This window comes from Kiritimatiellaceae bacterium, assembly GCA_013141415.1.
Classification (GTDB): Bacteria; Verrucomicrobiota; Kiritimatiellia; order Kiritimatiellales; family Tichowtungiaceae; genus Tichowtungia.
The window spans coordinates 402,524-426,351 of sequence record JABFQY010000003.1 but is presented as its reverse complement, the minus strand read 5'-3'; the positions used below and the strand labels follow the sequence as shown (position 1 = coordinate 426,351).

At 50.9% G+C, this 23,828-nt stretch carries 19 protein-coding genes; 16 read left to right on the top strand and 3 right to left on the bottom strand.

The window, feature by feature from the left end; translation table 11 throughout:
- Window positions 1–6: 6 nt before the first annotated feature.
- Window positions 7–1,404, top strand: a complete 1,398-nt coding sequence (locus HOO88_06040; protein NOU36311.1) for a sulfatase-like hydrolase/transferase — start codon at window positions 7–9, stop codon at window positions 1,402–1,404.
- Window positions 1,401–2,792, top strand: a complete 1,392-nt coding sequence (locus HOO88_06035; protein NOU36310.1) for a sulfatase — start codon at window positions 1,401–1,403, stop codon at window positions 2,790–2,792. Before HOO88_06040 ends, HOO88_06035 begins: the two co-directional genes overlap by 4 nt.
- Before the next feature lie 132 nt (window positions 2,793–2,924).
- Here HOO88_06035 and HOO88_06030 read toward each other — a convergent pair whose 3' ends face one another.
- Window positions 2,925–3,920 carry a uroporphyrinogen decarboxylase gene (locus tag HOO88_06030; protein NOU36309.1) on the bottom strand — a complete coding sequence of 332 codons (996 nt, stop codon included), beginning with the start codon at window positions 3,918–3,920 and terminating at the stop codon, window positions 2,925–2,927.
- A 193-nt stretch (window positions 3,921–4,113) separates the two neighbouring features.
- Here HOO88_06030 and HOO88_06025 point away from each other — a divergent pair, with 193 nt between their 5' ends.
- The gene (locus HOO88_06025; GenBank protein ID NOU36308.1) at window positions 4,114–5,145 is read left to right on the top strand and encodes a hypothetical protein; all 1,032 of its coding nucleotides are present in this window, start codon (window positions 4,114–4,116) and stop codon (window positions 5,143–5,145) included.
- 172 nt (window positions 5,146–5,317) lie between these two features.
- Here HOO88_06025 and HOO88_06020 read toward each other — a convergent pair whose 3' ends face one another.
- Window positions 5,318–6,529 carry an ROK family protein gene (locus HOO88_06020; GenBank protein NOU36307.1) on the bottom strand — a complete coding sequence of 404 codons (1,212 nt, stop codon included), beginning with the start codon at window positions 6,527–6,529 and terminating at the stop codon, window positions 5,318–5,320.
- Between the two features lie 124 nt (window positions 6,530–6,653).
- Here HOO88_06020 and HOO88_06015 point away from each other — a divergent pair, with 124 nt between their 5' ends.
- From HOO88_06015 to HOO88_05970, 10 genes are all read left to right on the top strand, one after another.
- Window positions 6,654–7,775 carry an iron-containing alcohol dehydrogenase gene (locus HOO88_06015; protein NOU36306.1) on the top strand — a complete coding sequence of 374 codons (1,122 nt, stop codon included), beginning with the start codon at window positions 6,654–6,656 and terminating at the stop codon, window positions 7,773–7,775.
- Window positions 7,775–8,539: a sulfite exporter TauE/SafE family protein gene (locus tag HOO88_06010; GenBank protein ID NOU36305.1), complete on the top strand. Its 765-nt coding sequence runs from the start codon at window positions 7,775–7,777 to the stop codon at window positions 8,537–8,539. Before HOO88_06015 ends, HOO88_06010 begins: the two co-directional genes overlap by 1 nt.
- Before the next feature lie 49 nt (window positions 8,540–8,588).
- A complete protein-coding gene (locus HOO88_06005; protein ID NOU36304.1) occupies window positions 8,589–9,401 on the top strand; it encodes a transketolase in 813 nt (270 codons plus the stop codon).
- 24 nt (window positions 9,402–9,425) lie between these two features.
- Complete coding sequence (locus HOO88_06000) at window positions 9,426–10,376, top strand: transketolase family protein (protein NOU36303.1); 951 nt, start codon at window positions 9,426–9,428, stop codon at window positions 10,374–10,376.
- 80 nt (window positions 10,377–10,456) lie between these two features.
- A complete protein-coding gene (locus HOO88_05995; protein NOU36302.1) occupies window positions 10,457–11,206 on the top strand; it encodes a sulfite exporter TauE/SafE family protein in 750 nt (249 codons plus the stop codon).
- Window positions 11,207–11,348: 142 nt separating this feature from the next.
- Entirely contained in the window at window positions 11,349–12,476 is a 1,128-nt protein-coding gene (locus HOO88_05990; GenBank protein NOU36301.1) for a M24 family metallopeptidase, read from the top strand.
- Between the two features lie 20 nt (window positions 12,477–12,496).
- Window positions 12,497–12,994, top strand: coding sequence for an RpiB/LacA/LacB family sugar-phosphate isomerase (locus HOO88_05985; GenBank protein ID NOU36300.1), 498 nt, complete (start codon window positions 12,497–12,499; stop codon window positions 12,992–12,994).
- 13 nt (window positions 12,995–13,007) lie between these two features.
- Complete coding sequence (locus HOO88_05980) at window positions 13,008–13,904, top strand: class II fructose-bisphosphate aldolase (protein ID NOU36299.1); 897 nt, start codon at window positions 13,008–13,010, stop codon at window positions 13,902–13,904.
- On the top strand, window positions 13,904–15,274 hold the full coding sequence (locus HOO88_05975) for a sugar isomerase (GenBank protein ID NOU36298.1): 1,371 nt from the start codon (window positions 13,904–13,906) through the stop codon (window positions 15,272–15,274). The genes HOO88_05980 and HOO88_05975 overlap by 1 nt, the downstream gene beginning before the upstream one ends.
- 47 nt (window positions 15,275–15,321) lie before the next feature.
- On the top strand, window positions 15,322–17,631 hold the full coding sequence (locus tag HOO88_05970) for a hypothetical protein (GenBank protein NOU36297.1): 2,310 nt from the start codon (window positions 15,322–15,324) through the stop codon (window positions 17,629–17,631).
- A gap of 23 nt (window positions 17,632–17,654) precedes the next feature.
- Here HOO88_05970 and HOO88_05965 read toward each other — a convergent pair whose 3' ends face one another.
- Window positions 17,655–18,857: an SGNH/GDSL hydrolase family protein gene (locus HOO88_05965; GenBank protein ID NOU36296.1), complete on the bottom strand. Its 1,203-nt coding sequence runs from the start codon at window positions 18,855–18,857 to the stop codon at window positions 17,655–17,657.
- A 100-nt stretch (window positions 18,858–18,957) separates the two neighbouring features.
- Here HOO88_05965 and HOO88_05960 point away from each other — a divergent pair, with 100 nt between their 5' ends.
- The 3 genes from HOO88_05960 (at window position 18,958) to HOO88_05950 (ending at window position 23,778) form a co-directional block, all read left to right on the top strand.
- The gene (locus HOO88_05960; GenBank protein ID NOU36295.1) at window positions 18,958–20,850 is read left to right on the top strand and encodes a CehA/McbA family metallohydrolase; all 1,893 of its coding nucleotides are present in this window, start codon (window positions 18,958–18,960) and stop codon (window positions 20,848–20,850) included.
- Window positions 20,851–21,043: 193 nt separating this feature from the next.
- On the top strand, window positions 21,044–22,240 hold the full coding sequence (locus tag HOO88_05955; GenBank protein NOU36294.1) for a Gfo/Idh/MocA family oxidoreductase: 1,197 nt from the start codon (window positions 21,044–21,046) through the stop codon (window positions 22,238–22,240).
- A 128-nt stretch (window positions 22,241–22,368) separates the two neighbouring features.
- A complete protein-coding gene (locus HOO88_05950; GenBank protein NOU36293.1) occupies window positions 22,369–23,778 on the top strand; it encodes a hypothetical protein in 1,410 nt (469 codons plus the stop codon).
- The last annotated feature ends 50 nt before the right edge of the window (window positions 23,779–23,828 follow it).

Below are 23,828 nucleotides of genomic sequence, written 5' to 3'. Positions count from 1 at the left end.
TTGGTCATGAAGAGATTCAGCAAAACGATGTGGTCGGTTGGCTTTGCGGCGGGGGCAGCTTTTGCAGGAAACAGCGACAACGCCGTCCTGCCGCCCAACATTGTGATTATTTTAGCGGATGATTTGGGATATGCCGATCTAAGCATCCATGGCGCGAAGGATATAAAAACGCCGAACATTGACGCGCTTTTCCAAGGTGGAATGGAGTTTAAAGAGGCCTATGTCGCTTATCCGGCCTGCGGTCCGTCACGAGCCAGCCTGATGACCGGTCGGCACCATCTGCGTTTCGGTTTCTCCGGCAATCCCGATCAGGTGGTTCCAACGGCTCCCGGCAATCTGCTGGGTCTGCCGAAAGAGGAAATCACCCTTCCTGAACTACTGAAAAAGCAGGGTTATGCCACAGGGATGTTCGGCAAGTGGCATCTGGGGACTCAGCCGGAATGTCACCCCATGAATCGCGGTTTCGATGAATTTTACGGGTTCCTTAATTCCCTCTACCGCTATTTTGATCTGGGCAATATGGGACTTCCGGACAGTATGCAACGAGGATTCAGGCGGGTCGTCGAGAAGGAATATCTGACGGATGCCTTTGCCCGCGAAAGCGCTGATTTTATTGAGCGGCATAAAAACGGGCCGTTTTTTATGTATGTTCCTTTCAGCGCACCGCATACGCCGCTGATGTACGATAAAGACCCCGGCAATGCGTCAATTCCTCTGGATGGAACGGATGATGTGGTTGAGAACCGCCGGATGCTGGTGAACATGGTTGAAGGAATGGATCGAGGTGTCGGCACCATCATGCAGAAGCTCAAAGCGTGCGGGCTGGAAGAAAACACGCTGGTCTTTTTTCTGAGCGACAATGGCGGGCCGGAAAGAACCGGGGCTTACAACAACGGACTGTTGCGCGGCTACAAAGGTTCGCTTCTTGAAGGCGGCATGCGGGTGCCGATGGCTGCCTATTGGCCGGGAAAAATAAAACCCGGCAGATCCTGTTCACATCCGGTGCTGGCTACCGATATTTTTGCAACATCCATCGAAACGGCTGGCGGGAAACTGCCCGCCGACCGGACGTATGATTCGAAGAACCTGATGCCGCTTTTGACAGGGATTTCGCAAGAGCCGCTGCACGGAGAAGAAACGCTTTGCTGGGATGCACTGGGTCTGCAGGCGGCTCGCAAAGGCGACTGGAAGCTGGTAATGAGCGGGCTGAAAGTGGTCGGCCTGTACAACATTCCGGCGGATGCCGGGGAAAAGAATAATCTGGCGGGAGCCTATCCCGAGCGGGTTCATGAATTACGGAGCGCATTTGAACGCTGGAGCGCGGCTCTTCCCCCGGCGAAATTCAAGTGGCTTCCGCCGGATCAGTATCGGTTGTGGGCAAAAGAACATGGAGTCGCTCAGTGAATAAAAGTTTGAAAACCGCATTGCTGAGCGCGGTTATGGCCGCGCCTGCGACGGGAGTTTTTTCCGCGCCGCCGATGAATGTTCTGTTGATCACGACGGACGATCAGGGAATGCAGGCGGGCTGTTATGGCGACAAGCTGGCGATTACACCGAACTTGGATCGGCTCGCCGCCGAAGGGGTGCTGTTCACTCGCGCTTATGTGACGCACGCCTCGTGCAGTCCGTCGCGCAGTTCTATCCTGACCGGCCTTTATCCGCATCAGAACGGACATATCGGACTGGCCGGAGCTCATCCGGAGTATGCTCTGAAACCCGGGATTTCAACCTTGCCGTTCCTGTTGAAAAAAGCGGGGTTCTATAACGGGATTATCGGCAAGCAACACGTCAATGTGGGGCCGAATGAGATTCCTTTCGACTTCGAGTGGTCTCGCAGTAACAACCCGATTGTTACCCGCGACGTCCGGACGGTGGCCGATAAAGCCGAGGAGTTTTTGAAAAAAGCAGGCTCCCGCCCGTTCTTTCTGTATTTGAATTATTTTGATCCGCACCGGCCCTACGATGCGGAGGCGAACCAGTGTAAAGGACTTCCCGAAAAACCTTATACAGCGGCCGATGTCATTCCGTTCGGATTCCTTGGAGATGCCGCCACGCTTTCCGATGTGGCCGCGTATTACAACTGCGTCAATCGCATGGATGTCGGGCTGGGAATGCTGTTCGACCGGTTGAAGCAGGCCGGACAGTATGACAACACACTGGTCATTTTTATCAGCGATAACGGCCCTGATTTCACCCGCGCCAAGGTCACCAGCTATGAGGCAGGAGTGCATGTGCCGTTAATCGTTAAATGGCCCGAAGTCAGCCGGGCCGGATTGAAATGCGATGATTTGGTGTCAGCTGTAGATATCGTTCCAACGGTGCTGGATGCGGTTGGTGCAGAATGTCCGCCGGTGGCGGGCCGTTCGTTGCGTGAGACCGTGCAGGGGAATACACCAGCGGACTGGCGTAAGGATTTATATTCCGAATATACATCCCATGCCGAGAACCACTTTTATCCGCGCCGGTCAGTGCGCGACGGCGATTTGAAGTTAATTCACAACATGGATTCATCCCGAGCTAATCCGGTGAATCGTCGCGGGACAGACAACGTATCCGGACTTAAAGACAGTGCGCTGAAAAACGCTTTTTCAACCGATCTGCATCCGCCGGAGTGGGAATTATACAATCTGGGCAAGGATCCGTTTGAAACGGTTAATCTGGCGGATCATCCCGAATACGCAACGGAGTTGACGAAACTCCAGAATCTACTGCAGGACTGGCAAAAAGAGACCCGTGATCCGTTGCTTGATCCGGCGGAACTGCTGCGCCTTAAAAAAGCGCATGGCCTCTAATTTTAGGAAATTTTGTGGCCGTTGACCGGCCTTGTAGGGCGGGGGCCGTGACCCCGCCGGAACTTGCGGTGGGTGTGTTGTTTCCGTTCATCCGCGATCACGGATCGCGGCTACAGTTCTTCTAAAAACGCTCTAGGCTCGCGAGGTTAGCGCCAGCAGGTTTTCGAAAGGCGTGTCCCGGGGAATTTCGCAACCGGCACCGGTGATATACCAAGGGGACGCTGCGGCTTTGCAGGTAGCTACTGCATTGCGAATTTGATCCGGAGTGCCGTTGCGGATGATTCGTACCGGATCAATCTGTCCAAGCAGAATTTGATCCGATCCTAAAATCCGACGAGCGGTCTCTATCTCCACCATGGAGTCCAGGTCAATGATGTCGCACTTCAGTTCCGGCATATAGTTCAGCAGGCCGGAAATGTTTCCGCAGATGTGCAAACGTGCAAAGGCGCCTCGCTCATGAACGGCTTTGATCAGCCGTTTTTCTTCCTCAAGAACAAATTCGCTGTAGAGTGACGGGCCGATGAGTGAGCAGGCGGCATCGCCGATACCGATGACATCGGCTCCGGCATCGATTTGCACCTTCGCAAATTGGATGGCCATGTCGGTTGAAAAAGTAAGCAGGTCGCGCACAAATTGTTCGTCATCAAAAAAATCGGTCATCAGCGTATTGATGCCGCGCAAATCGGCCGCTTCGGCGCAAGGGCCTTCCACCCAGCCCTCAACGATAAACTCGTTTCCCGCCTGTTTTTTCATCAGCTCGACAGCCTTTACCCGATCCGTCATGCGTCCTCCGGCCAGAGGATCCGGAATCGTTAACGTACTTAGCCGGTTTTTTTCCTGAAGCAGGGCGCAATGCTCATCCAGCGCCGGGGGTTGGTCGTCAAAATAATGTGCCGTTGCTCCGCAGTCTTCGGCCTCTCTGGCCGGATCGGAAATGGCGGAAATAAAATCGAAGCCGAAGCGTCGGGCTGTTTGTATTTGTCCTTCCACCAGTACGGCATGATTCAGAGCGTACTCTTTGTATGGAACGCCGATATAATTTGCGGCAAACATCATGGTGATAGGCATGACTGGAGCATATCCACTGTTACGCCTGTTCAGAAAATCAAGGGTCTGGGTTCGCGACATAGTTTTTTCCCTGCTTCAAACTGGATTTACTTTTAATAGCTTTGATTATCAAACATCCATTTAAGCAGTTTGGGAATAATCCTTTCCGTATTTCATTTATCGTTTTCCGCATTTTATTAAGTTTAATTTGCAAAAGCATATAGACGGTCAAAATGCGGAGCTATAGCCTTTTGAAAACAGTAGAGGAGAATCTATGTCCACTGAAACGTATTGTCCGCGCCCTGACTTTAATAATATTCGTGCCGTGTTGCAGAACAAGCGCCCATCCCGCCCGACTCTGTTTGAATTCTATATGAACTGGCCGCTCTACAAGCAGTTTTGCGGTTCTTTGCCGGCGGATTGCCCGCCAGAGCTGGAAGGGATGCTGACCACTATTCTTGCCTACAAAAATCTGGGCTATGATTATGCGCCGGTCGTGTTTGCTGACTTTGCGTTTGAGATGAGCAACAAGGAATCAAAGGCCTCCTGTTCAATGAATGAAGGCATCATTTCTGATCGCGCCTCGTTCGATGCCTACGCGTGGCCTGATCCCGATAAGGTGGTGTTTGATCAGCTCGCCGAAATTGAACCGTTCATGCCGGAAGGCATGAAGCTGATCGCCTGGGGGCCGGGCGGCGTGCTGGAAAATGTAACCAGCCTGGTGGGTTATGAAAACCTCTGTTTTATGATCATGGAAGATGAAGAGCTGGCGACGGATATTTTTAATCAGGTCGGATCCCGTTTCCTGCGGTATTATGAAAAATGCCTGAAATACGACACGGTTGGAGCCATTATTTCCAACGACGATTGGGGCTTCCGCTCACAAACGCTTTTCAGTCCTGAGCAGTTGCGCCGGTTTGTATTTCCGTGGCATAAGAAAATTGCCGCCGCCGCGCACGCGGCCGGGCGTCCGGCGATTTTGCATTCGTGCGGCCAGTTGGAAGCCGTCTGGGATGATATTATCGACGATATGAAATATGATGCAAAGCACTCCTATGAAGACGCCATTCTTCCGATAGAGCAAGCGTATGAAAAGTACGGCAGCCGGATTGCCATTCTGGGCGGACTGGATTTGGATTTTGTTTGCCGGTCAATGCCGGAAGCTGTGTATGAGCGGGCGAAGGCCATCGTTGCACAGACTTCGAAGCGCGGCGGTTATGCGCTCGGCACAGGCAACAGTATTCCTGAATATGTTCCGGTGGAAAACTATCTGGCTATGATTCGCGCGGTACGCGAACTGCATTAGGGCGTGTCATCAATCAAGCCAGATGACGGCAGACACCAGATGGATTGCTGCCAGAAGTTGCGGGCGGTTTTGTCATAACGCGTTGCAATCACACGGAACTGTTTGAGTCAGCAGAAAAAGTTTTCTATCAGATGCCGCGCCTCAGCGAGGAAGAAATGCATAGTGGTCTTTTTTATACGGCGTGTCGGCCGGGAAGATTGTGAACAGGATTGCAGGTGTAGGTTGCTGCGAGGATAGCAGCCCCCAGGGCACTGTTTTTTAAGTCGTACGGCTCAATACAGATGCGGGTTTGTTTGCGCAGAGGGTGTGAACAGAGCCGGTCAATTGCGCTTAGCAGCAAGGGGGCGGCTTTGTGAAAAATACCATTAATTGTAATGACATCCGGGGCGTAGAGCTTCAAAACGGTATCAACTCCAATGCAGAGGTGCCCAAACATGGTTTCGAGAATATCATGGCTTCGTTGGTCACCGGCGGCGGCCAATTCCCAAATCAGATCGGCATCTATCGTATTTTTTTTAAGTACTTTTGAGGCCGACCAGTCGGGGTATTTTTCCGCTGTTTCCAACACGATCCGGCTTAAGGCAGCCCCGGATACGTAGTTTTCAAGGCAACCTTTATTTCCGCACCGGCAGGTAGGTCCGTTAAAATTGATCACGGTATGGCCTAGTTCTCCTGCGCTGTACCTGCCGCTATTGATGATTTGACGGTCTTGAACGATGCCCAGAGAAACTCCAGTCCGTACCAGAACGGTTGCAACAACTCCGGATATGTGCGGATAGCTAAGCCAGGCCGTAGCAAGGGCTGTCGTGTTGCTATTGTGTTCTATAAATACGGGTGTGTTGAATGCTTTTTGGAGGAAAGGCCCGACGGCAATATTTTTCCAGTTCGGTATACGGGAATACTCGACCGCAATTCCATCGGTCAGGTTGATGCGGCCCGGAAGGCCAAGGCCGATTCCTTTGAGTTTAATTTTTGGCTTGCCTGATATTTTCAAAAGGGCACGGACGGACTGTTCGAGTGTTTTAAGGATCGTGTCGACGGAAGCCCCCTGTTTGAATGTCGCTTGGTATTCGCAGACAGGGGTACATTCGAAATCGGTAAGGAGTGCTGTCAGTCGCCTGTCATAAATATCAATCCCTATAAAATAACCTGCGAGCGGGTTTATTTTCAGGCCGACCGGAGGGCGGCCTGCGGTACGGCGTTCCTCGAGGGGAGTGAGTGGGGTTTCCATGACAAGGCCGTCATTTATAAGCCGCTCCATTATGTTGCCGACGGTGGCTGGATTCATGTTGAAACGTTGCGAAATGATGTGGCGGGGAACCGGAGAAAACCTCCGGATGTAGTCGATGATAAAAAGTTTCTTTTCTATAAGGCCATTTCGCATAGCGCACATCTAATGCCAGCGGTCTGTTTGATGCGAGCCAAATTAATTCAAAAAAAAATAAAAATAAATTGACCGGATGGGTCTGAAGAGATATTAATTTATTTTTTAAATAAAAAGGATCGTTATGCAGAAGCAGTGGGATTTTAAACTTCCGGTCAGGGTGCGGTTCGGCTCTGGTGTACGGGAGGAAATAACCGCAGTGGTCGCGCAGTGCGGGGAGCGGGTTGTTCTGGTTGGAGATGCCGGAGTGGCGGAGCTCGATTTTTTTAAAGAGATGAAGAACAGAATCGGCCTCTGTACAGTATTTACTGATGTGGAGCCGAATCCAACGGTGGCAAATGTGGATGCGCTTGCCGGGGTTATTCGTGAAGTCAATGCGGACGTCGTGGTTGCGGTAGGCGGTGGCAGTGTGCTGGATTGTGCAAAGGCGGCCTGTTGTTTGGCCTGTACCGAAGAACCCAGTGTAAGGGTCTTTCATACAGAGGGGAAAAAGTTCGGTCGGGATCGGGTGCCTTTGATTGCCGTGCCGACAACCGCTGGTACCGGTTCCGAAGTTACACCGTTTGCGGTGCTTGATGATCGGGAAAAGGGTGTGAAGGGACCGATTGCTTCTGATTCATTTTATCCGCGATTAGCCCTCATTGATCCGGAGCTGACCTATTCGCTTCCCTTAAAAATAACGGCTGCAACCGGACTGGATGCCTTGTCGCATGCAATGGAAGGGTATTGGTCGAAAAATCACCAGCCGATTTGCGACCTAATGGCAATGGAAGCTGCCCGCCTGATATTCAAAAGCCTGCCTGTGGTGTACGCAGACCCGTCCAATGCAGAGTCTCGTGCGGCGATGTCCTATGCCGCACTGCTGGCCGGCATGGCTTTTCAGCTGCCGAAAAATGCAATGGTACATGCCTGTTCGTTTCCATTGTCAAACCGGTTCCATATGCCGCATGGGACAGCTTGTGCATTCACCTTGGAATTTGCCCTGAAATTGAATGCTCCAGCTATGGACGGACGGATGGAAGCGTTTGCCCGGTATTGCGGATTTTTTTCCATTGAAGAAATGTCTGCCGTCATTCGCAATCTCAAAGTGAACGGCGGGTTGCCATGCACTCTGAAAGACGCCGGGATCCCGAAGGCAGAGGTTTCTCGGCTGGTCGAGGAGAGTTTTCATCCGTTGATGAATAATAATCCGGTTCCGGTGACTGCGCAGATTTTATTTCAGATGTATGAGGAGCTGGCCGTCTGATGGATCCTTTACTTGCCATTTTACTGTTCGGGGTGGTGGTGTTCCTTACGCATATGCTGGAGGGAGTCACAGGATTCGGCTGTACAGTGCTGGCTTTGCCCTTCGCTGCGGCCTTGCTGGGTCTTCATACGGCTGTGCCGGTTCTAGTTGTGCTGGGTTGGCTTCTGGCTATTTACATCGTGGCGAGGTCGTGGCGGCATATTCAATGGAAGCCCTTTCTGTTTATCGTTCTGCATGCCGCCATCGGATTGCCGATCGGTATGCTACTGTTCGATAAGTTGCCGGAAACAGGACTTAAAGCATTACTTGCGACTTTTATGGTGGGGGTCGGGTTCCGAGGATTTGTCAAAACATGGCGCGCTGGTCACAAACTGCTGGTTGCAAAAGACACGCGCTCTGTCTGGATGAGGCTGGTGCTTTTGACTGGCGGGGTGATTCATGGAGCCTTTGGCACCGGCGGCCCTTTTGTTGTTATTTATGCAGGCCGGGCGTTGCCCGATAAGTCCTTGTTCCGGGTTACGCTTTGCCTGCTGTGGACGGTTTTAAATACCATTCTGATTGTCAAATGGACTGTGATTGGCGGGGTTTGGAATCCTCAGATCATGAAAGCCATCACGGCAGCACTTCCTTTTCTTGTTGCCGGGATCGCCGTGGGCGACTGGCTTCATCACCGGGTGAATGAACGATTGTTTCGGATGATGGTATATGGGGTGCTGTTTCTGGCAGGAACGGCTGTTTTTTATGGGTTAGTAATGGGCAAATAATAAGGAGAAGAATGTGAGTGAAGAATTTGATCAGTGTAAAGCAGAGCGCATGGCGGCGGAATGGCGTTATATAATTACTGATATGATCTGCCGAGCGGGATCGGGGCATATTGGCGGGGCGCTCAGCCTTGTAGAAATTCTGCATACTTTGTACTACCGGGTCATGCGTGTCGATCCTTCGAATCCGGCGGCTCCCGGTCGAGATCGGCTTGTATTGTCAAAGGGACATGCCGCGCCGGTGCTTTATGTCGCGCTTGCTTATAAAGGATTTTTTCCAGCGGCTTGGCTTGGCACGCTTAATGCCGACGGCACCAGACTGCCGAGTCATGCGGATGCCCGCAGCGTTCCCGGTATAGACGCAACAACCGGCTCTTTGGGGCAGGGACTTTCGGTTGCTTGCGGAATGGCGAAGGCAGCGAAGACGAATGAGCAGTTGCACCATGTGTTTTGCATAATTGGCGACGGCGAAAGTAACGAGGGCCAGAACTGGGAAGCAGCCATGTTCGCTGCACATCACCGGCTGGACAACCTGATCGCCATTACGGATTACAATAAATTTCAGATCGACGGCTCTACCGATGAAGTACTCGGTCTTGAACCGCTTGCAGACAAATGGCGAGCCTTTGGATGGGAAGTGTTTGAAATGGATGGGCATGATTGGGATGACATTTACAGCAAACTTTCCAAGGCCAAAGCCGTGAAAGGCAAACCTGTCATGGTAATTGCCCACACGATTAAAGCGAAGGGGTGTCCGCTGGTTGAAAACACTGCGGGGAGTCACAACATCAGGGTGCCCGATCGCGCTTCGCACGACCGCTATTTAGAATCCCTTGCGGTACAGGACGTCAAACTTCCTTATTAAAAAGAAATTATACGGAGAAAATAAATGAGTGATTTGCATAAAATGGAAATGCGGGCGGTATATGCTGCGGTGTTGAACGAGCTGATGGATAAAAATCCTGATGTGATGTGTCTTGAGGCGGATTTAGGAAAAGCCTCCGGCACCAATCCGGCGGTTATTGCGGCTCATCCGAAAAATCATGTAAATGCCGGTGTCGCCGAAGCGAATATGATCGGTGTCGGAGCGGGTTTGGCAATTGAGGGGAAAATCCCTTTTTGTGCGAGCTTTTCCTGTTTCGCCTCACGCCGAGTTTACGACCAGATTTATCTCAGTGTGGCATATGCCAACACGAACGTAAAAATTGTCGGAACGGCCACGGGAATCACGCAGGGCCCCAACGGGGGAACACACATGGATTTTCAGGATTTAGCGACGATGCGAGTGATGCCGAACCTGCATGTGTACAGCCCCTGCGATGTCTATGAGTTGCGTGCGATGATGTATCATATGGCGGCTTCTAAGCAGCCGGTCTATATGCAGTTGGTTCGCTCGCAGGTTAAAAAAGTTTTTGATGAAAACTATGTCTTTGATCCGGAGCGTGCTGTGGTACTGCGCACAGGAACGGATGTCACACTGGTTTCGACCGGCTATATGACGCAGTTTGCTGTTGAAGTTGCTGAGCAGCTGAAAGCAGAAGGTATTTCGGTTGAATTGCTGCATTACGGTTCCGTAAAGCCCTTTGATGAAGGCACGTTGATTCGGTCTGCAAAAAAAACCGGTGCGGTTGTAACGGTTGAAAATCAGCATATTATCGGCGGCCTCGGCGGTGCGGTTTGTGAAATATTGAGCGAAGTTTGTCCGACAAAAGTTAAACGTCTTGGCATCCCTGACCAGTTCGGTGAGGTCGCTACAGAACAATATCTGTTTGATAAACACGAATTCGGCCCTGCACATATTGCTAAAGCCTGCAGGGAAATGGCCAAAGCAAAAAAATGAAATTGCGATTTCCTGTAATCATGCCGGACGGCGCTCTAAACGAGCGTCCGGCCGTATTACAATGAAAAGAAATCAGGTTTATGAGTCTTATAACCGTCATTTTGTCAGGATGTGTGCTGGGAGCTGCGGCCGTGGTGCAGGGCTCTGTCGGGTTCGGCTATGCGTTGTTAGCCACGCCTCTGCTGGTCTGGTTAGGCATTCCTCTTCAACAGGTCATCGTGATGGTTGCGGTTGGATCCCTCATTCAGTCTTTTTTCGGAGTACGCTGTCTTTATGCATCCATTCCCTGGAGGCAGGCCTGGATAGCCACGGGGTTGCGCGTTGTGTGGCTACTCGCCGGGCTGTTGATTTTGAAGAAGCTGATCACGCTCGATTCCCGGTACATTCGCTTCACAGTAGGCGCGATTATTTGCCTGCTGGTGGGTATTCAGGCTGTCTGGAAACCGAAGCCGGTTGATAAAATCCATTGGGGATATACGGCGACGGCTTTCTCGGCCAGCGGTTTGCTCGCCGGAATGGTCGGGATGGGTGGGCCGCCTTTGGTGCTTTGGGTGATGGCGCACGACTGGCCGCCTGAAAAAATCCGGGGATTTTACTTCGCAACGTTTCTGACATTCATTCCAATTATGATTGGAATGATGTTTGTACTGCCGGGGTTCGGTCCGCTGTGGATGTCGGTGTTGACCGGACTGGCTTTTGCGCCGGTGATTTACTGTGGAGGCCGGATCGGGTTGGCTCTTGGCCATCGCATGTCAAGAAAGCGGCTCTATTGTTTGACCTGTGTCTGTCTGCTGGCCACAGGAATCAGTGCGATGGTGTCTTCGTTATAAAAAAGGTAAAAAAATGATCAACACAGACGTAAAATTAAAGAGAGAACCGGAAGATGCCGGACCGGCTATTTTCTCTTGTCAGGCGGGGTCAGGGAAATCAAGTCCTCCGCCTGTGACAACCGCTGGAGAACTTCGCCTGAAGTTGCGGCATCTGGCTGGTGTGCTGGCAGACTGCGGATACGCCGCCGTCGTTTTTTCCAGCGAGGGCGCCATGCGCTGGTTGACGGGGCTGAAACATCAATTGGGTGATATTGCGCCGGGTGCGGCTTCTCCGGTTCAGGCGCTGGTGCAGGTTTCCAGCACGGATTCGTTCAAGATAACGGTTGTTTCAAAGACGTTTGAAATGCCTCGACTGAAGGACGAAATTCCATCGGTCTTTAAACTTTTTCCAGGAATTGAATTCAATTTTTCAGAGACAGTTCCTCCGCTGACAGCATCGACCGCAACCGCCGATTCAAAAGATTATTTGGCCGTGATGGATCGGATTGTCCGCCCATTGCCGGGCGGGCTCGAAGGCAGCTCATTTAAAAAGCTGGAGTGGTTGTCGGGGACTGCGATGCAGGCGCTGGGAGAGACGGCCGGGCAACTCAGAGAGGGCATGAACGGACTGATGGTGCGCGGTCTGTTGCTGGATAATTTAGCCGCCCGGGGTGTGGATGCTAATCTGGTTCTGATTGCGCTGGCCGGGCAGGAACTCCATTTGCATCCGATCGCTTCAGCGCAGTATCGGGTTCGTCCTGAAAAATGGATGAAACTGGTGGTTGGTGCGCGGTATGCCGAACATATCGTGTCGCAATCTTTGATGGTGAAACTGGGCGGGTCGGTGTCGGATCGTGAGGCGGATGTTTATCGGGCTTTGCAACAGGCTGCGGTTGAGTATGCCGACCTTTACCGTGAGAGTGTGAGAGAGAGCGATATTTATGCGGGGATGGTCGAGCGTTTTAAAATGATAGAGAACGACACTGGCTTAAGTGGCTTCGCTCAGTCTGCCACGTTACATCATCCCGGAGGAGGAACCTCACCGCTAGGCAACCGGGATCGTATGATTGATCCCGCTGGCACCCGTCGACTTGAATCGTGGACTCAATTTGCCATTAATCCCGTCGATACACTATTGGGGTTTAAAGTTGAGTTACAAGGAATTGTTCGGCCTGACGGGGTTGCGCCATTGATTCTCGATATGAGTCAACTGGCGCCTGCTCTTTCGTTTCGGAAGGTGACATCAAGCAACGGAACCACGGCCTTATTGCCGGATTTGATGGTGATTTAAAGAAGTAAAAAAGGAGACGCATGAAAATAATTGTGGGATCGGCCGTAAAAGGTCTGGCGCTTAAAACAGCGATCAAAAAGCATCTTGAATCACAGGGGCATGAGATCATTGATGTCGGATGCTTCAATGCCGACAAATTCATCAAATATAATTCCGTCGGGGAGCGAGTCGCAAAAGCGTTGCAGTCCGGCGCAGCCGAAATCGCAATCAGTTGCTGCGGCAGTGGAACCGGGGCCAGTATAAGCGTCGGAAAATTCAAAGGAGTTCTGGCCTGCTCCTGCGAGTCGGTCGCTACGGCGAGAATGATCCGGGTGGTTAACGGTGCGAATTGTCTGTGCATGGGCGAATCCGTCGTCAGCGAACAGCTTGCGTGTGAAATGGCCGATGCGTTCGTTGGCGCAAAGTTTCAGGATGCGACCGGCATTTCGCCGGACGTGTTGAATTTTTGGAAGGAAGCTCGCGATGAAATGGTTGCTCGCGGAGAACCGGCTCGGAACAGGGAACTCGAAACACTTTAAAAAAGGAACCCAGATGAAATTTGTTAATGCGAAAGCAATGGTCGAAGCCGCAAGAGATGGCGGGTATGCGATCCCGGCATTCAATGCCAACGGAGCAACGTATGATATCGCCCGGGCGGCACTGGAAGCGGCGCAGGAGATGAAATCCCCCCTGATTCTTCAGTCCTACGAACCGAATATGGAGTATCGTGGATTCAATTATTTTTGCATCATGGCCGGCCATCTAATGGACGAACTGAACATCACCGTTCCGGTCGCGTTGCACGTCGACCATGGGCACACGTTCGACAGCGCAGCGAAGGCGTTTCAGGCCGGATTCACTTCGTTTATGTTCGATGCTTCACATGATCCGCTGGACGAAAATATCTGCAAAACCAAGAAAGTGGTCGAGCTGGCCCGGATTCTGGGATGCTCCGTTGAGGCGGAAGTCGGATATGTCAAAGGCAACGAGCCGTCCAGGGAAAAACGCATCGGCCGGATCGCGGTTGCTGAAAAGCCGTCGATAACACCTGCCAAAACCGATCTGGCGGAAGCCAGGCGGTTTATGAGCGAAGTGGATGTGGATATGCTGGCGGTTTCTGTCGGTACGACACATGGAGTTTATCAGAAGCAGACCGAGATTGATTTTGAGCTGCTGAAGAAACTGCGCAGCGCGCTGGATGTTCCGCTGGTACAGCACGGAACCTGCGGCATTTCGATGGAGGATGTTTCCAAGCTGGTGCAATATGGCATGAACAAGGTGAACTTTGGCGAGGCCTTCCGATTTAACTATATCAAGTATTTCAATGAACTGACTGATTCCATGGAGCATCTGTGGCACGCCTGGCGGATTATGCGGGAAGTAAAAGATCTGCTGAAGAAAGACATGAAAGAAATCATCAGAGCCGTAGGCTCGGAAGGAAAGGCATAATGAATATTTTTACAGATCATCCAAAGCCGAAAGTGAAAATCGGGGTTTTGTTTCTGAAGCGCAAACGCGCCGGGTTCGTGCCGGAATGGGGCGACCATATTGAAGGGTTGGTGCGCGGGCAGTTGAAGAACTCCCCCTTCGACGTGTTCATTCCGGAAGGGAAAGTTGTCGACGGCATCTCAATGCGGCAGGCTATGAAAGTCTGTGAAGACAAAGGCTGTCAGGTCTATATTGCACTCCAACCGACGATGAGCGATGGGCGTATGGCTCCGGTTCTTGCTCAGCACAGCCGTGCGCCGGTTGTGTTCTGGGCAACACCGGAAAAGCAGGAGGGGTCCATGATCAGCGCCTGCTCACTGGTCGGTGCCCACACCTTTACCGCCACGCTGGCCCAGACGGGACATCCTTTTGAGTTTGTTTATGGCATGCCCGGGGAAGCTCAAACGGTGCGGGATTTCAGCAACGCGGTTTACCGGGCCTATGCCTATTCACTTATCCGCAACGGCAGCGCCGGGCTGGTCGGTTATCATGCACCCGGGTTTATTGATATGCACGTTGATCCCGCGTCAATGAAGGCAAATCTCCATACCGAGTTATTCCACATCAGCATGCATGAGTTTATTGACAGCATTCACGCTGTCAGCGATGAAGCGGCCAAGGCCGATCTCAAAAAAATGAAACAGCTCGGGTTGCTGTGTGAGGATGATATCAGTGAAGCCGACCTGCTGCTGTCATCGAAGTATTACCTGTGCATGAAAGAAATGATGGATACTCTGCCGCTGAACGCGCTAAGCGTAAGGGATTGGCCTGAACTTTCTTCCACTCAATGGCCGTATCTGGCCATGGCCCGGCTCTCCTCCGAAGGCTATGCCGTCGCCTGCGAAGGCGATACCGACGGCGCTCTGAGCTGCCTGCTTGGATACGCTGTTGGCTGCGGAGCCTGCTATTTGTCCGACTGGCTTGAACATGACGAACACCATATTACGTTGTGGCATGGCGGTGCCGCGCCGTTTCAGATGTGTCAGGGGCTGGACAGCAAGGTTCCTCCGAAGATCGCCCGCCACTTCAACAATCGCAATCCAGCGGTGGTTGATGCCACGCTCAAATCCGGCATGCCGATCACGCTCTTCCGCCTGTGGCACCTGAACGGAAAGTATCTGTTCACAGCAATCGAAGGGGAAACCGTTGAACCGAAACGTCATCTTAAAGGAACCAACGGAACAGGCTGTTTTGACTCAGTCGATATCAACGATTATTTCATCCGAATGGTTAAAGCGGGATTCCCTCACCATCCGGTTATTGCCGAAGGGCACGTGAAGAAACATCTTTATGCTCTGATGGAAAATCTCGGCATCGAATGTAAGGACTGAATATGACAGTGTGTACGAAGATACCGCGGCAGGCATGGTCAATTGGAATGACGGATCAGCCGGAGGTCAATGCAACACCGGCACGTCCAACACTCCAGAGTTGCGGTTCATATCAGGGCGCGCCCCTTGGCGGGTTTGGTACAGGCGGTATCGTCCGGAGTTATCGCGGAAGTTTTAACCGGTGGACGGTCAAGGCCGGGGCGGTAAAGAATTTCTGTATACCGGAAAATATGTTTTCCGTCCGGACTCAATTTGACGGTGAAGATCCGCAGGCTGTGGCCTTGCATCCTGGATATCCGCGTCAGAGACCGGACGACAACTCTTCTGGAGCTGATCTGTCCGCCTGGAACTGGAGCTACTCCGGCAAGGGGGCCGCATACTATGCACTTTATCCGAAGGCCTGGTATCACTATCCGGCAAATGACGAATTGGCGGTTGAGCTGCTGTGCGAACAGTTCTCGCCGATTCTTCCCGGGCGATATCGTGAGACCAGCCTGCCTGTCGGGGTATTTGATTGGAAGATAACCAACCCTCATGACCGTCCGGTGGACGTGTCACTGATGTTCAGCCTTGCCAATATGGTTGGCTGGTTCAATGACTTTTCCCGCGATAAACCGCACAGCAAAAGCGGCGGAAACTGCAACCGGCTTGTTGATGATAGCGGCTGTTGTGGCATTGTGATGGAGCGCGCCGGCAACGGCCTGAATATCCGGGAGGGCCTCGGGCAGTTCTGTATTGCCACCGCACCGGCAGAAAATCGGAATGTTACAAGGCGTCTGGCCTTTCCTTCATCCGTAACAGACGGAAGCGACATCTGGAAAGATTTCGTCAGCGATGGCAATCTGGACGACAGACCCGGCTACAGGACTGTTCCGGAAGCGGATATGGCGGGCGCCCTCTGCGTAAAATTACGGCTTGAACCAAAAGAAACGCAATCTGTACCGATGGTGCTGTCGTGGGATCTGCCGCTGATCGAATTCGGAAATGGTCGTGAACATTGGCGGCAGTATACCCGCCATTTTGACCGATCCGGGGAAAATGCGGTTGCGCTTGCTACGGAAGCGTTGAATAAATTTCCGGAATGGGCGCAGGAAATTGACAATTGGCATCAAACGGTTATTCGCGAGAATCCAACGATGCCCGATTCCTTTTTCGCGATGCTTTTCAATGAATCCTATCTGGCGGTTGACGGGCTGACGGTCTGGACAGATGGAACTAAGGAAAATCCCGGTCAGGATTCAATTTTTGCGGTTATAGAGTGCCCTGACTATCCGTATTATTGCACGCTGGATCTCTGGATATACGGTTCATTTCTGTTTATGTACTATTGGCCGGAACTGGAAAAGAACGTCATCAGACGCCTCGCCGCCGGTGTATTCCGCGAGGACGACTATTTGCGGAATTGTATGTCCAGAGGGCATTTATTTCAGTCAAATATAGCTGGCGCCGTTCCTCATGATCTTGGCGATCCGAATGACGATCCCATATTTTCCATCAATAACTACAGCTGGCAGGAATCCAACAAGTGGAAAGATCTGAACTGCCAGTTTGTTCTGAATATTTACAGGGACGTTATTTTCCTTAATGATGACGAACTGTTGCGAGAGACCTGGCCAGCGGTAAGGGCGGCATTGCGGTACCTGAAAAAATTCGACACAGATCATGACGGGTTGATCGAGAATGATGGCACTCCCGACCAAACGATGGATAACATTCCTATGAGGGGGCCAAGCTGCTATTGCGGCGGGTTGTGGCTCGGTGCGATCAGCGCGGCGGTCAAAATGGCCGAACGGATCGGCGACCAGACCTTTATAACGGAATGGCGCCCCATAGCGGCTTCTGCCGGCAAGGCATTCGAGGAGAAGCTTTGGAATGGGACAAATTATCGGCTGGATACAGAAGGAGAGTCGCCGGACGCACTTTTTGTCGACGGGCTGTTCGGTATCTGGTTCGCCGGTATCTGCGGGTTGAAAAATCTGATTTCTCCCGACCGTTATCGCGCACATCTCAGCAGGGTCTATCAGCGTAATTTTGTCGAATACGGACGAAATGTCGGAGCCGTCAATATCACCGGCTGGAGACAGGCGGGGCAATCCGGGGAGAGCAACTTCAATACAAAGGAATGTCAACGCAGTGAGATTCTGTATGGCCTGAATCTTTCCTTTGCCGGGCAGCTTCTGGATGCCGGGCTGAAACAGGAGGCGGATGCATTGCTGGATTGTCTGTACAACACGGCCTACAAGAAATTCGGGCTGTGGTTTCAGTCTCCGGCGGCATGGACTGAAGATGCGCGTTTTCGCGCCATCATTAATTTCCGTCCCCTGATTATCTGGGCCTTGATCAGCCGGAAAGATTGACCGGGGTACAATGGACGGCTCGGCTACCGTTTAATCGGAGTGCCAACAATCAGGAACTGCCCGGCGTAGAAGGATTCCCCGGCGGGTAACTGTTTAATGGTGTAGCGAACTTCATGGTCTCCGGGTGATTGTGCAGGAAGGTACCAGAAGCGCGAGTTCTTGCGTTCCGCGGTTTGCTTGCGTTCCATAGTAATCGGCTGTTTTCCATCTATAACGGCCTCAACGACCATGCCATCGCCGCATGGGATATCGCTAAATCCGACGGTAGTTCCGTTCCATCTGACCGTTATGGTTTCTCCGATTTGATTGCACTTTACTGCTTTGCGCAACATGTCTTTGGTACGCTTGACATTGTAATTTACGTCTTCCTCATCCACAGAAACCCAGCCGGCACTAAGTTCCGTCGCGTTGACTGGAAGCAATGATGCGGTTTCCCAGCAGTTTTGATCTAACGGTTCACCCAATGTGTGTTTCATCACGTTCGCTTGGCTCTGCATTTTAAGCATGGAGCGGGCGATGATCTTACCGTATATCTGGTGTCCTTCATCGCCGGGATGGGTTCCGTCTTTGGAAAACAGTATCTTGCCTTGTTCCGGTTCAGCGGCCTTAAAGGTCAGTTTTCCTTCCTTTTCGAGTTTTGCGATTTCGACTCCCAGATCAATGCTCGGAATGCCGTAGTGATTAGCTATAGTTTCCATTTTTCGTCCGAACCCTGGCGTCTTTCCCGCCTGAATATCTTTGAGCATCGGCAGCGAGATTGTGTAAATGAGGCAGATGTCTGTTTGAGGGTTATCCCTCCAGATTTGCCGCACGACGCCTTCAACAGATTCGCGCTCGAAGCCCCCGCCGCCATTTACCCGGCACTCCAGAAAAACCAGATCCGGTTTGTTTGGCAACACATCGGCATCGAGCCGGCAGGCAGAAAAATCCGACCCTGTTCCTGAGATAGCCGCATTAATTTCCACAAAACGGGCCTTTGGATACTGTTGCTTAAACCAGGCCATGGTCTTGACCCTCCAGCCGTTTGCTTCAGTGATACTGCCTCCGAGGTAAGCAATCCGGATCTCTTTTTCCGATTGAATTTTTACAAAAAAGTTAGGGATTCCGTCTCGCATCCTCAATTCTTCTGCTGTGACACAGTCATATGTGTAGGAGTCTGCAGCCGCAAAAGCTGAGACGTTTAATAATAAAACCAAGCAGGAAAAAACCTTCGTCTTTATTTTCATTTGCAATCCCCTTGTTATTAAAAATTAAAAAAATATATTAATTAATCCATCAATGGTGTCGGCGGGTCAACTAAAAATGAGGTGCATGGTGCGTAGTTCAATGGCTGTTTATCTGTTGCTGGGGTTTATCGCTTTGCAGCCGCTCCGATCCGCCACTCTTGCAGAAGGGTCAGGACTCACGGTTCCTGTAAGAAATCAAGTGCAAGCTGATGCGTCTGCGGTTGCTGAAGATGTGGATAAAAAATACGGAACCATTTGTTTGTTGGAGAACGATGAGAATCCTGCAGGCGAATTTTCACAATGTACTTTTGTGTATACTGCCGGTAGCGAAGGGGTGAAAATAGGTGAGTCGATTTGTTTGAGATGGGATTACTGGAGGACGGCATCCGCCTTTGAACCCAAGCCTGAAGTAGATATTAAAACGCAGAACGGCGCGGTTCTGAGTGGTGTCGCTGAACCCTATAAAAATGCAACCTGGCCCAAGCCTATATACACTCCGCTCGCTGTTTTGAAAGTGGACGCCTGCAAAATCCTGCCTGGAGAGAAAGTCCGTATTGCATTTTCCATGCGGTTCCCTGAGGTGAATAATTTAGAGGGCGGAATTTATGCCTTTATACTGACTGCCGATGGCAAGGAAATCCGGCTAAAGAACAGAATTCGTCTCAGTGCATGCAGCCGGGCTCCCGGGAAACTGTTCTGTACTGCTGAAGCGCGCCCGGTCAAGGGACAGAAAGGGCGGGTTACCATTGCGGTAACGGATAAATACGATAATCCGGTCACAAACTTCTCGGGTACGGTTCAAATATCTTGCAGTGCGGAAACCGACCTTCCCATGTCCTATACGTTTAAAGAATCGGATCGGGGCTTTAAACATTTTGAAGCCATCTTTCAGCCGGATGTGGTAACCAGAATTACCGCGTCGTATAAATCAATAAAAAGTGTAAGCAATCCGGTATTGCCCCGGGAAAAAACAGAACCGGGGATCTTCTTTGGGGACATTCATGTTCACTGTGAGATTTCAACGGACGCTGTGGGCTCGCCGGATCATGCGTATGAACATGCGCGTAATTTTTGCGGCTTGGATTTCGCGGCGTTGTCAGATCACTCGCCCCGGGAGGAAAAGTATAAGGAGTTGATAGCGGCTGGCAACCGGCATAACGTGCCTTTGCATTTTCCCACCATGATCGGGTTTGAATGGAGTTCTGGGCGCTATGGACACCGGAATGTTTATTATCCTGATGACAAAGGGCCAGAGCAGCCTAAAGGCGGCGACAACACGGCCCCTTGGTGGAAATTTCTTGATGAACACCATGTGCGAGCTCTCACTGTTCCTCATCATTCTAACATGCGGGGTGGCCTGAAGGCGGATGGGTCGTATGTGTGGGGCCCTTTGGATTGGTCAAAGAGTAATGATAAATACCAAAGAATCGTTGAAATTGATCAAAACCGAGGATCTTCTGAAGCCCCCGGCGGCCCGAATCCGGAGCTTCGTATTGTTTTTCCTGAGGATGTTGGATCCAGTGTGCAGACCGCGCTGTCAATGGGCCACCGGCTGGGGTTTATCGGTTCAACGGATACGCATTGGGGTCGGCCCGGTATTGGTGAGGGAATGGCGGTAATCCTCAGTTCCGAATTGGCGAGGGAATCCCTTTTTAACTCTCTGTATGACCGCCATTGTTATGCGGTCAGTGGAGCGCGTATCCTTGTATTTTTTACCGTAAACGGATTTCCGATGGGAAGTGAAATCAAGCTAAGTCCGAAAGACCAGAGAACTATTTCCTTTCGTGCAATCGGCACCGGTAGCATAAAAAAGGTCGAGCTTCTTCGAAATAATGAGGTAATTAAAACTTGGGATGGTACGGGTGATGATATAAGCGGCGGGCTGTCTGTTACAGACGAGCTGGGCAGGGGGGAATGGTACTATATTCGGATAACACAGGCAGATGCTCAGATGGCCTGGTCCAGTCCGGTCTGGGTGGATATAAAAAAATAAAGGTGAACGAGCCTCCGTGCGGCAGGAGCCTTCGGCTGGATGATCTGCGTGTGGTTTGCAAGGGATTTCTGCCAGCGGAGATTTTGTATTATTATAAAAATTAAAGTTTTCTTGCCACCATCAAAAAAATCAACTCTACTATCACACTCAGCTGGCATGAAAAACACGGGATCGTTTAACGGGAGAATAAATCATGAGCGGACATCATATTCCAGGCAGTCTCAAGTTGGATTTTTTTACAGAAGAGGATCTTCAGGCGACTAAAGGAGCCGAGGAGAAAAAAATACGTTTAGCGGTCATTGGCGCAGGTGCTATGGGACAAGAGCATATCTGGACCGCCTTGAGGACAAAGCGTGCGGTTGTCCGCGGACTCTATGACCCCAATGAGCTGAGTTTGCAATCCGCAGCCAAATGGTTCGCGGATTATTCCAGTGTCATCAAATACCGCAGTATAGCAGAAGCGGTAGCCGACCCAGAGGTCGATGCTGTCATTATTGCCACCCCAAACTACACACACCTTGAAGTGGTACAGGAGGTTGCTGCCAGCGGTAAACCGATTTTGTTGGAAAAGCCGATGACGACGACGAGTCGCGAAGGTTGGGAAGTGGTGAAAATAGCAGAAGCTTATCCTTCTGTTTTTCAGGTGGGTTTGGAATACAGGCAGAAATGTACATACATGCTGGCTATTGATGAGTTGAACAATCGAGGAACGATCGGCAAGCCATGTATGATCTCTATGATCGAGAACAGATTTCCTTTTCTGGATAAAGTAGGACAATGGAATAAATTTTCGAAGTATTCCGGCGGAACTTTAGTCGAAAAATGCTGCCATTATTTTGATTTATTTAATGTTTGTGCCGGACCGGATGCCTTGCCGGTCAGTGTCTATGCCAGCGGGGGAGCGGCCGTGAATTTTCTGGATTTTGAATTCCGCGGGGAAAAATCAGATATTCTGGATCACGCATTTGTTCTGGTTGAATACGACAATGGAGTCCGCGCCTGTCTGAACGAGTGTATGTTTTCCTATGGTGTTGCCGATTCGGAAGAGCTCATTATTAACGGCACGGCCGGACGGATTCGCGTTGTGGATAAACCGGATCATAAACTGGAAATCTGGCGACGGGGTAATTTGCCCAGTTTCTGCGGGCATGTAACATTTCCGCCGCATGTAGCAGAAACCGGTAATCATGGCGGATCGACGTTTCTTGAACACGAAACATTTTACGATGCAATTGCAGGGAAGCCGGTGTGTTATCCGACTGCACGCGACGGATTCTGGTCTGTGGTGGTAGGAGAAGCCGCTGAGCGTTCGATCCAATCGAAGGCGATTGTAAAAATATCGGATATTCTTAAAGAGGCCGGGGCTGCCGGGGCTACCCGGAGGGTTTAGTTAACAATACGCGGGGTGGATACTAATCGGAGACTGCTCCGACGGTTGAATCAGAGTATTCTGTAGTCATGAGGCTGGCTGGGTGTTGAGACTCGCTTCAAATGACGAATAATCATGAGAGGGTTCAAATGAGGGATTTAAAAAGTACCGCAAGCAGTTATGACCTACCGTTAAGTATTGGCCGTATTGTCGGCTACAATATGGGAAAAGCTATCGAGATCGTCATGATCAGTACACTGAGTATTGTTGTGATGCCTTTTTATAGTATAGACCTTAAAGTTAATCCGGCTTGGCTTGGTGCGGCGATTGCGATTCCCCGTTTTTTGGACTCGATTCTTGATATTGCGATGGGGTGGGTCTCAGACAATACCAAAAGCCGCTGGGGGCGTCGTCGGCCATGGATGTTTCTTGGCGGATTGATTATGGGTCTTTCTTTCTGGTTAACCTGGACCCCTTCACCGAGCTGGGGAGAAACTGGGATTCTTGTTTACTTTTTTATAATGAACTCACTGTTTTATGTAGGGGCGACTCTGTATTTTGTTCCCTACTACGCACTGGGGAACGAGCTGTCGATGGACCCCGATGTCCGCGCGCGCGTGATGAGTAATAGAAGTTTGATATGGGGGCTGGTTACCCTTGTGACGCCATGGGCTTATAAATTGTTTTATTGTCCGATATTCGGCGGAAACGTACTTGAGGGTGCTCGCACGGTCGGACTGATTATCGGAGTTATTTGTGTGATTCTTTCCATTGTTTCAGTGGCCGCCTCCAGAGAAAACCCGGCGGTAATGAAACAAGCTTATATCCCTCTGCGGACGGCTTTAACGGAGTCGCTTAAGTGCCGTCCTTTTTGGATTATGATGGCAGTTGCTACGTTGACCATGCTTGGTTTTTCGCTGGTGGGCGGATTTAATATATTTGTGGGCACATATCATATATTCAATGGCGACAGTGCCGCTATGGCTAAATTATGGGGCTATATTGGAATGACTTGGGGGATTAGTGCGGTCGTATTTTCAATTTTTATCAAAACAATCATTAAACAAATCGGTGATAAGCAAACTCTGTATCTTTCTATTTTATTGCTTACAGCTGGATCCGCGTCGAGCTGGTGGGCTTATAATCCACATTTCCCCATGTTGGCGGTGCTCACCACATTGCTTACTGCTCCGGGAGTTATTGGCATGCAAACGGTTACATTTCTGTGGTTAGCCGATATATGTGATTATGATGCATTGCAGGCTGGCGTGCGCCGGGAAGGTGTGTTCAGTGCCGTTAAGTCATTTGTTTTCAAATCATTAGTTGCAATTGCTGGCGGTGTCGCAGGCTTTCTTCTTGTTGTTGCAGGAATTGATACGAGTTTGCAGCAACAGTCAGAACAGGCGGTATCCAACCTTCGGATTATGTTTGCTGTTCTTCCGGGAGTACTGGCCTTATCAGCCATATATTTTGTCCATATCTATCCTTTAACGAAAGAGAAGATGGATGAAATCCGGCTTCGTTTGCAGGCAAAAGAAGCGGCGGAGTCGGGACTCTAACCTCTGCCGATAAGTTAAGGTTGACGTGCTAGAGACGATTTAGAAAAGGA